The 9363-nt window shown below is 69.1% G+C and carries 7 protein-coding genes and 1 riboswitch; of the genes, 3 read left to right on the top strand and 4 right to left on the bottom strand.

Going from position 1 to position 9363, the window contains the following annotated elements; all coding sequences use genetic code 11:
- Positions 1 to 528, bottom strand: a 528-nt coding sequence (locus CM1CMNOD_RS20660) for a hypothetical protein (RefSeq protein ID WP_207387513.1), incomplete at its 3' end; no start/stop codon positions are given.
- A gap of 165 nt (positions 529 to 693) precedes the next feature.
- Positions 694 to 1968, bottom strand: coding sequence for a threonine synthase (thrC, locus tag CM1CMNOD_RS20655; protein ID WP_013875533.1), 1275 nt, complete (start codon positions 1966 to 1968; stop codon positions 694 to 696).
- Between the two features lie 9 nt (positions 1969 to 1977).
- Positions 1978 to 2095: riboswitch (SAM riboswitch) on the bottom strand.
- 2 nt (positions 2096 to 2097) lie between these two features.
- Between thrC and CM1CMNOD_RS20650 the strand changes: the two genes are divergently transcribed.
- Positions 2098 to 3099 carry a glucosyl-3-phosphoglycerate synthase gene (locus CM1CMNOD_RS20650; RefSeq protein WP_013875532.1) on the top strand — a complete coding sequence of 334 codons (1002 nt, stop codon included), beginning with the start codon at positions 2098 to 2100 and terminating at the stop codon, positions 3097 to 3099.
- Positions 3100 to 3336: 237 nt separating this feature from the next.
- On the top strand, positions 3337 to 4152 hold the full coding sequence (locus CM1CMNOD_RS20645) for an HAD family hydrolase (RefSeq protein ID WP_013875530.1): 816 nt from the start codon (positions 3337 to 3339) through the stop codon (positions 4150 to 4152).
- On the opposite strand, the gene CM1CMNOD_RS22035 is transcribed toward CM1CMNOD_RS20645, so the two are convergent.
- Positions 4056 to 5294 carry a glycosyltransferase 87 family protein gene (locus tag CM1CMNOD_RS22035; protein WP_013875529.1) on the bottom strand — a complete coding sequence of 413 codons (1239 nt, stop codon included), beginning with the start codon at positions 5292 to 5294 and terminating at the stop codon, positions 4056 to 4058. The two genes, CM1CMNOD_RS20645 and CM1CMNOD_RS22035, sit on opposite strands and share 97 nt — an antisense overlap.
- 212 nt (positions 5295 to 5506) lie before the next feature.
- Positions 5507 to 7159 carry a polyprenol phosphomannose-dependent alpha 1,6 mannosyltransferase MptB gene (mptB, locus tag CM1CMNOD_RS22030; protein ID WP_013875528.1) on the bottom strand — a complete coding sequence of 551 codons (1653 nt, stop codon included), beginning with the start codon at positions 7157 to 7159 and terminating at the stop codon, positions 5507 to 5509.
- 454 nt (positions 7160 to 7613) lie between these two features.
- Here mptB and CM1CMNOD_RS20635 point away from each other — a divergent pair, with 454 nt between their 5' ends.
- Complete coding sequence (locus CM1CMNOD_RS20635; protein ID WP_013875527.1) at positions 7614 to 9302, top strand: alpha,alpha-trehalose-phosphate synthase (UDP-forming); 1689 nt, start codon at positions 7614 to 7616, stop codon at positions 9300 to 9302.
- Positions 9303 to 9363: the final 61 nt, after the last annotated feature.

Below are 9363 nucleotides of genomic sequence, written 5' to 3'. Positions count from 1 at the left end.
TCCGGATTCGGTGTAGGATTTCGTCCCCATGATGAGAAGACGCCGGCGAACCTCTCTGTCATAGCTGATGCGACGTTCGCCCCCCGGGGAGCCCAGCTCGATTCTTTCATCGCTTTCCAGCGTCTGCCCGAAGCGGCCGAAGGCCGATCGAACCCGTTCGGAGAACAGGTCGGGCAGCGTTCCGCCGCTCGCCGTCGCGACAATTGCGTCGTTGATGAGGTCCCGGGTGCGGGTGAACTCGTCGTCGAGGGGCAGTTGGCCCACGGGTGTCACTCGTTCGACCATGGTGGTGACGCTGCCGCCTTCGAGCCGGACAAGGCGAAGATCCAGACGGCTGGAGAATCCTCTTGGCAGCCGCCGGCGGCGTGGATTGTCCCGCATGAAGAGGGTCCGTGCCGTGGCCGCCACCAGATCCTGGTAGGCCGCGAGCTCGGAAGCTGCCGTCAGCGGCAGGCCTCGGCCATGTTCAAAGCGACCCCCACGCAGGCGAAAGTGAACGAAGTTCCCGTCTCCCGGTTCGGTGTCCACAATCTTGACTTTACTGGCCCGCTGTCGGAATGGATCGACACGGGCTTCTTCTCAGTGGTCTGCCGGAACGGCGGCGCGGCAGGTGGCCACGCCGCCGTTTGCGTTGTCCACGCAGATGTCGGCGATGCTGAGGTTGTCGGAAGATGCCGTGGCGGGCGATCGGGGTCAGTCGCCGAGGCCGGCGGCTTCGAAGGCGCTCAGGGAGGGGCGGATGGTCGCGGTCGGCCGGCCTGTCGGGATCAGTGGGTCGAGGGTCTTCAGGCCGTCGCCGGTGTTGAAGATGACGGTCTCGGCGTCGGGGTCGAGCAGGCCCTCGCGCAGCAGCCGCCGCAGGCAGGCGACGGTGACGCCGCCCGCGGTCTCGCCGAAGACGCCCTCGGTCCGGGCCAGCAGGCGGATTCCCTCGACGATCTCGGAGTCGGTGACGTCGGTGATCGCGCCGCCGGTGCGACGGGCCACGTCAAGGGCGTACGGGCCGTCCGCGGGGTTGCCGATCGACAGCGACTTGGCGATGGTGGACGGCTTCACCGGCGCGACCGTGTCCACCCCGCGGGCGAAGGCCGCCGCGACCGGGTTGCAGCCCTGGGCCTGCGCGCCGAAGACCCGGTACGGGGTCGGCTCCACCAGACCGAGCCGGCCGAGCTCACCGAACGCCTTGTCGATCTTCGTCAATAGCGACCCGGACGCGATCGGCACCACGACCTGCTCCGGCAGCCGCCAGCCGAGCTGTTCGGCGACCTCGTAGCCGAGCGTCTTGGAGCCCTCAGCGTAGAACGGCCGCACGTTGACGTTGACGAACGCCCACTCGTACTCACCGGAGAGCTCACTGCACAGGCGGTTGACGTCGTCGTAGTTGCCCTCGATCGCGACCAGCGTGCCGCCGTAGACGGCGGTCGACACGGTCTTGCCGTCCTCGAGATCGTGCGGGATCAGCACAACCGAGCGCAGCCCGGCGGACGCGGCGTGCGCCGCCACCGACTGGGCCAGGTTGCCGGTGGACGCGCAGGCGACCGTGGTGTACCCGTGCTCGCGCGCGGCCGACAGCGCCACCGACACGACCCTGTCCTTGAACGAGTGGGTGGGGTTCGCGGTGTCGTCCTTGACCCACAGTGTCCGCATTCCGAGCTCGGCGGCGAGGCGGGTGGCCGGGCGCAGCGGCGTCCAGCCCGCCCCGAGGGACACCCTGCGTGCGGGGTCGTGACCGGCGGGCAACAACCCGACATAGCGCCACAGGCTGGTGGGGCCGGCTTCGATGGACTCCCGGGTGACCCGGCGCAGCGCGGAGTCGTCGTAGGCAATCTCCAGCGGGGCGAAACACTCGATACAGACATGCGTCGGGGAGAGCGGATAGGCGGCACCACAGTGGCGACACGACAGGGAAACCGCGGGATTGACGACATCGGGGCTGATCGTTGTGACGCGCTCGGGGGCGACTGTCATCTGTGAAACTCCTCATCTTTCCCAGGAGCCGGTTGCGTCCTGGGACGGAATTAGCACCTGCCACGCACTGATGCGGGTGGTTGCCGGGGCTTCACTGGGCCGGTCCCTCTGCCCCTCTGGATGAGCCGTATGCGGTTGTCAGTCCGTACTGTAGTCCGTGTGCGGTCTGACGTATACCGTTGGTTCGAGCATAGGACGTATTACGGGCGGGACTTCTCGCCAGGGGAACTACTGGCCCGTAAGGTAGAGCCGATCAGCGTGGTACTGCCCGCGTTGAACGAGGCGGCCACCGTCGGCGCGATCGTCTCGGCGGTCCGTCGCGATCTCGTGGTCGCGGTCCCCCTCATCGACGAGATCGTTGTCATCGATCCGGGGTCGGTCGACGCGACCGCCTCCGAGGCGGCCGCCGCGGGCGCCTCGGTGTTCGCCGAGGAGCGAATCCTCACCGGCTACGGGCGGGTCGCGGGCAAGGGCGAGGCTCTGTGGAAGTCCCTGTACGCCACGTCCGGGGACATCGTGGTCTTCGTCGACGCCGACCTGGAGGACTTCGACGCGAGCCTGGTCACCGGGCTGCTCGGGCCGCTGCTGACCGAGAGCGCGGTGTCCTACGTCAAGGCGTCCTACGACCGGCCGCTGGCCGGGGGGCTGCTGCCCGGCGGTGGCGGCCGGGTCACCGAACTCGTCGCGCGCCCCCTGCTCAACCTGCACTGGCCACAGCTCGCCGGGCTGGTGCAGCCGCTGGCCGGTGAGTTCGCAGGCCGGCGGGCCCTGCTGGAACAACTGCCGTTCGTCTCCGGCTACGGCATCGAGTTCGCCCAGGTCGTGGACGTGTGCTCGTTGCTGGGAGTGGACGCCCTCGCTCAGGTCGAGGTCGGCCGTAAGGTCCACCGTCACCAGTCCGACGAGGCCCTTGGACGGATGGCTGCGGAGATCATCCATGCGGCGTGGACCAGGCTGGGCGTCCACACCGACTCTCTCAGCGGGACGCTGACCCAGTTCGGGCGCGGTGACAGCGGGCTGGAGCCGCGTACCCATCAGGTGGCGGTGCGGGAGCGGCCGCCTATGATCACGATTCCGGAGTACGCCGCCCGCTACGCCCGGCTGTACCACGGTCCGGTGGAAAGCGGCTGACCGTGGCCCTGCCGCGCCAGACGGGCCGCCGTGGGCAGGGTACGGGCTGTCCCGGACAGGTGGCCTGCACCAGGTGACAGCCCCGACACCGTGGCGCGGCACGGCCCCACGAAACGCCCGCCCCGTCCCACGTGCCACGAACGTCCAGCCGCCACGAACGCCACGAACAGCGTGAACGTCATGAAGAGCGCGAACGTCATGAAGAGCGCGAACAGCGTGAACAGGAGGACAGCACCGATGAGTGTCCGGGTCGTCTATACCGATCTCGACGGGACCATGGTGGGGCCACACGGATGCTTCTTCCGCAGCGAAGATCACTCCGTCACCCTGGACCCGGCGCACGCCCTGATCGATCTGCACCGGGCCGGCATCGCGCTGGTCCTGGTCAGCGGACGGACCCGGCCTCAGCTCACGGAGGCTGCCTCGATCTTCGGGGCGGACGGTTTCATCGCCGAACTCGGTGCCATCGTCGGCTGGGACCACGGGCACAGCAGCCAGATCCTGCGCGGAGCCATGCCCGAGACGTTCGACCGGATACCCGACGAGCTGGTCACGGCGCTGGTCGCCCAGTATCCGGGACGCCTGGAGGCGCACCGCTCCTGGATCCGTGGCCGTGAGATCGACATCATGCTGCGGGGCAACATCGACGTGGTCGCGGCCGACGCGTGGCTTGCCGCGGAAGGTTATGGATGGTTGACCATGCGCGACAACGGCATCATCGCGCGGGCCACCATGCCAGATCTGGACGATGTTCCGCACGTCTACCACCTGGTGCCCGACGGGGTCAGCAAGGGGGCCGCGGTGGCCTTCGACCTGGCCCGCCGGGGGCTGCGCCCGGAGCAGGCGATTGCGATCGGGGACTCCGCCAGCGACCTGGTCATGGCCGACCACGTCGGCCGCATGCACCTTGTCGCGAACGCGCTGCACCACACGGACCTGATCGATCTGCTGCCCGGTTACGACAACGTCATCGTGGAGGACGGCACCCTCGGCGCCGGGTGGGTGAGCGCGGTGCGTTCGGTTCTGCCCACGCCGCGGCCCGCCGCCGTCTGACCCCCGTGCCGCCCGGCAGGAGCATGCGGGCGGAACACGTGGACGCCGATCACGAGGAGAAAGAGGACGGCTGCGATTACGTAGGAGTTCCCGATCACGAGCTGCCAGCCGTGCCACCGGTATTCGCGGTCGTCCTCGTTGGGTAACCACCACAGCGGGGAGAGGACGAGCAGTGTGAAGCCGCCCAGCGCCGCGAGACGCCCCCCACGCGGCCGTCGTGGACCTGCCAGTGTGGCCAGCGCCGGCAGCACCCACAGCCAGTGGTGCGTCCAGGAGATCGGTGACACGAGCAGGCCGGTGATGCCACAGGCCGACCAGCCGGACAACGGTTCGTTCCGCCGGCCGGCCGCCATCGCCACCGCGAGGCCCGCGATGGCGATGCTCAGCACGACCACGCGGTACCAGGCCGCGTCGTGCACGGGATGTCTGGTGACCCGGGTCAGCACACCGGTGACCGACTGGTTGCCGGCGTACGCGATCCCGCCGACATGTGTGGGGTCGAGTGCGAGCCGCGTCCAGAAGCGCGTCGAATCCGACGGCGCGATGAGCATGGCCGCGGCTGAGCATGCGGTGAACGTGGCAGCGGCGACACCGGCGTCGCGTCGTCGCCCTGTGCACAGGAGGTACGGGATGAAGATCAGCGGGGTGAGTTTCACCGCCCCGGCAGCGCCGATCAGCGCACCGTGGGGCAGGGGCCCGGTGCGGCGGCACAGATCGAGAATGATCATCAGGATCAGCGGGATGTTGATCTGACCGTATGCGAGATTGCTCCGGACCGGCTCCATGAGCAGGACGCCCGCGGCGACGGCGGTCAGTGGCAGCGGCCGGGTCATGAGCCCGTCCAGGCGTGCCGCTGTCAGCACCTGGCGGGTGAGCTCGGCCAGGCAGGCTAGCAGGATGATCCCCCACACAGCCTGCGCGGCGGTTTTCGGCAGGACGGCGAACGGACCGAACAGGATGGCGGCGAACGGCGGATAGGTGAAGGGCAGGCCCGTCCCAGGCATCACCTGGTCGTACAGCGGCAGATTGTGCAGGAACGCGCTGCCACCCAGCCGGTAGACCGCCAGGTCGATCCTGGTCCCGAGCGCAAGCAGGACGATCAGCACGAGAAGCGCGGCCCCGAGCGACCCCGCGGCTGCCACCCTGGCCCAGCAGCGTCTCCCGACCCGATCCCGCCTCCCGGCCCGACAGCGGCGCCTGGCGGTGCGCTCCCGCGGACCTGGACAGGCCGTCCGCCATGTTCGTCCGGTCACTACCTTCTGCCCCCTGCTTCCTGCCCCTGCTTCTTGCGACACCGGCTGAACAGGGCCACATCGGCTGAACAGGTCATCGGTGTCGGCGCGGGTCGGCGGTGTCAGCGTTCGATGGTTGCCGCGCCGGACCAGCCGTTGCTGTGGCGGACGAGGGCGGCCGCAGAGATCGATACGAGGGCGAGCGTACTGATCGCGATGGCCGGCGCCTGGCGTTGCAACCACGGGGCGGCGCCGGGCAGACCGGCGAAGAGCAGCTCGCAGTGCGGCAGCGCGAGAAACGCGCCGATCGCGGACACGGTGACGACGACAGCCAGACGTTGGCGGTTCATGGCCATGGCCAGGGGCAGCAGCCCCCAGGTCAGATACCACGGATACAGGACGGGACCGAGCGCCGACAGCGTCAGCAGCCCCCAGCCGACAGTGGCGGTGATGTCCCGCCCGCGTATGGTCGCCAGCAGCCGGAGCATCACCGCCGCGGTCAGCACGATGCCGGCCGTGCGGGTCACGCCCAGCGCCTCGGCGAACTCGATCCTTGCGTTGGTGATGTCGCCCAGTCTGGTGAGCGCGTCGGCAAGGCCGACCGTCGGTGCGTAGAGGGTGAGACCTGCCGCCGGAGTGAACACTGAACGTAACCATCCCAGCCCGTCCGGAACCAGCAGCACGAGGAACAGCCCGGACACGGCCACCACAGCGGTATCCCGCGCCACCGACCGCACGCCGTTGCACTGCGACGGGTAGGTCCGTCGGAACAGGTAAGTCCGTCGGAACAGGCGGGCCCGTCGGGGCGGGTGGGCCCACCCGGATTCACCGGTCCGGTCGGGCGAGGGCCGCACGGCGTGCCATGCGATCACCGCTACGATCGCGAATGCCGCGGGCCACTTCACCGCGGCTGCCGCGGTGAGCAGTACCAGGGCCAGCGCCGGATGTCGTGCCCTGGCGGCCAGCAGTCCGGCGGTGAGCAGGGCAACCATGACCGCTTCGAGGTGGACGGCCCCCAACAACTGCATAATTATTATTGGGCTCGCGGCCACGGCGACAGCCAGCGGCCGCCGTTGCGGATCCGCTGCCAGCGCTACGCACGTCACGATGACGACGACACCGGTGAACGCCGTGATGCGCAGGATGACAACCGAGGTCAGCACGCTGTCACCGGACAGCGCGTAGGCAGCCTTCAACAGACCGAGAGCCAGCGGGCCATACGGAGCTCTGGACGTCCGCCAGACAGGATCGCTCGCCAGCAGGCCCGGATGGTCACCCAGGACGATCGGGCCACTGCGGTAGGGGTCGAGGCCCGAGCCGAGCATCGCTGCCTGCGCGATGTAGCTGTAGACGTCCAGGCTCAGGATCGGCGGCCCCGCGGCGGCAGGTATGAACCACATGGCCAGGATGATCACCGTACCGCGCAGTGAGACCCTGCCTCGGCTCGCCAGCAGGCACAGGCACAACCAGGCGCCCAGAGCCAGCACAACCCCGATGATCATGAAGGCGGGCAGTGTCGACGCCCGGTCGAGCCGAACTGGGGCGAGCAGACCCAGCCATCTGGTCGGTGGCTCAACCCCGTCGCGCAGCGCGAGTCGTCCGGCCGTAGCTACGACCAGACAGGTGCCGACAAGCCCGGGTAGTCCCGCCAGTAACCCTGCCAGGAGTGGGTCGCGAGGGATGTGGCTTCCTCGCCGTCCGGACCTTCTGCTGGTCGAGGGATGCGCCGCGGTCGACTGCGAGTGTTGCGTGGCCGGCCGGAGGGCTGTGGTCACAGTGTCACCGATGCCCCGCGGCACGATGTCCACAAAGATCAAAAAAGGCGGTACGGTTGTTGTCGCTGGGCAGGTACACGGTGTAAGAGACAATCTTACCCAATTGACTCTTCATGCGACTTCAGGCGACAAGTTGCCAAATCCGTAGTTGCTACGACATGACAACAGCCGTCCACCCGTCATCGGATGCCGACCAGCGACAGCTCCGTGAGGCGGGTGCTGTCAGGCGGGTGCCCACACGGCACGGGCCGGGCAGCACCGCTCGCAGGCCCTCGAGTATTCCCCGACAACGGCCTGGCCGCACGCATCGGTGGCCTGGCCGCACGCATCGGTGTACCGCGGCCTGAGTGACGGCCGTGCGGCCGTCTGCCGAGGTACTACTCTTCGCAGGATGCGTCACGTCCGGTCGGTCGACGAAACGCCGCGTCCTGTGGCCGGTGGAGGGGCCGCCCGAGTGCTTGTCGCCTCCAACCGCGGCCCGGTGGCGTTCGCGACGGGTGACGACGGGTCGCTTGTCGTGCGCCGTGGTGGCGGTGGGCTGGTCAGCGGCCTGCACGCGGTCGCCAGCGGCGACATCGGATCGGCTGGCCCGGCCCGCTCTGCCGGCGGGGCCGACTCTGCCGGCGATTCCAACTCTGCCGGCGGGGCTGGCGGTGGACTGGTCTGGGTGTGCGCGGCGCTCAGCGAAGCCGACCGGCGGGCCACCCGCTCGACGCCGGACGGCCGTCTGGATCTTGCCGGTCACGACACCGGGGGTGCGGCCGTCCACATGCTCGACGTGGACAGGGTCGTGTTCGACCGGGCCTACAACGCGGTCGCCAACCGTACGTTGTGGTTCGTTCTGCACCTGCTCTACGCGCCGGCGTCCCAGCCCTCCTTCGACGCGGCCTTCCAACGCGACTGGCAGGCGTATGAGATCTACAATGCGATGTTCGCCGAGGCGCTGGCCCGTGAGGCGGCGCCGGGCGCGGCCGTCCTGATCCAGGACTACCACCTGACGCTGGTGCCCGCGCAACTGCGCAACCTGCGTCCGGACCTGCGGATCGCCCATTTCAGTCACACACCGTGGGCACCGCCGGAGTATTTCCGCATACTGCCGGACGACGTCGCCCGCGCGGTCATCCAGGGCATGCTCGGTGCCGACCGGCTCGGCTTCCTCACCCCCGGGTGGGCGGAGGCGTTCTGCCGATGTGCCAAGGCGCTGCTTCCCGCCGACGTCGAGCTCGCGGCCGACGCCGACGCCGACGCCGAGGTTGGTCGTGACAGTGCCGGCCCGCGTCGCGTCGGTGACGACGCGCGTCGCTCCGGCAGCGAGACGGATGGCGCACGCCACCTCGACGGCATGCTGGCCGCCGCGGGCCGCCGTGACGATGCTGGCCGGCGTCATGACGGGATGGGCGGTGCGGACGGATCGTGGCTGCGCTACCGCGGCCGCGTCGTCCGGATCGGCGTCCATCCGCTCGGAGTCGACGGTGACTGGCTGCTCAAACGCGCGTCCGGACAGGATGTGGCCGCCCGTGCCACCGAGATACGCGAGCTCGCCGCGGGCCGGCGAGTGATCGTGCGGGTGGACCGGACCGAACTGTCGAAGAACATCGTCCGTGGCCTGGACGCCTATCGGGAGCTCCTGCGTGACTACCCACAGTGGCAAGGTCGGGTGGTGCACATCGTGTGCGCCTATCCGTCCCGTCACGATCTTCCCGAATACCGCGAGTACACGGCTGCCGTGCAGCGGATCGTGGCGGAGATCGAGGACGAGTTTGCGACCGCGACCTGGCTGCCCGTCCGGCTTGAGGTCAACGATGACTACCCACGGTCACTGGCGGCACTGTCGCTGGCCGAGGTGCTGGTGGTGAACCCGATCAGGGACGGTATGAACCTGGTCGCGAAGGAAGGCGCGGTGCTCTCCCGGCCCGGCGCGGCCCTGGTGCTCTCCCGCGAGGCCGGGGCATGCGTGGAGATGGCCGACGACGCGCTGGTGGTCAACCCGTTCGACGTGAGCGCGACCGCCCGGGCGCTGCACACCGCGCTGCTGATGGCCGCCGACGAGCGCCGTGACCGGTGCGCCCGGCTCGCCGCTGTCGCCGGCAGGCTCCCCCCGCGCAAATGGTTCCGCGACCAGCTCGACGCACTACTGGAGTAACCACGTGCAGTGACCGCACTGCCGGAGCGGCCACGCTGGAGGCGGCCGGCGTCCTAGTAGA

The organism is Protofrankia symbiont of Coriaria myrtifolia (assembly GCF_900634755.1).
GTDB lineage: Bacteria > Actinomycetota > Actinomycetes > Frankiales > Frankiaceae > Protofrankia > Protofrankia coriariae.
This window is presented reverse-complemented; position numbering and strand designations above follow the sequence as displayed.

What these genes read in the sequence shown, in the direction of transcription:
- CM1CMNOD_RS20645 (WP_013875530.1), top strand. Translation starts at nt 3,337, where the DNA reads ATGAGTGTCCGGGTCGTCTATACCGATCTCGACGGGACCATGGTGGGG.
- CM1CMNOD_RS20650 (WP_013875532.1), top strand. Translation starts at nt 2,098, where the DNA reads ATGCGGTTGTCAGTCCGTACTGTAGTCCGTGTGCGGTCTGACGTATAC.
- thrC (WP_013875533.1), bottom strand. Translation starts at nt 1,968, where the DNA reads ATGACAGTCGCCCCCGAGCGCGTCACAACGATCAGCCCCGATGTCGTC.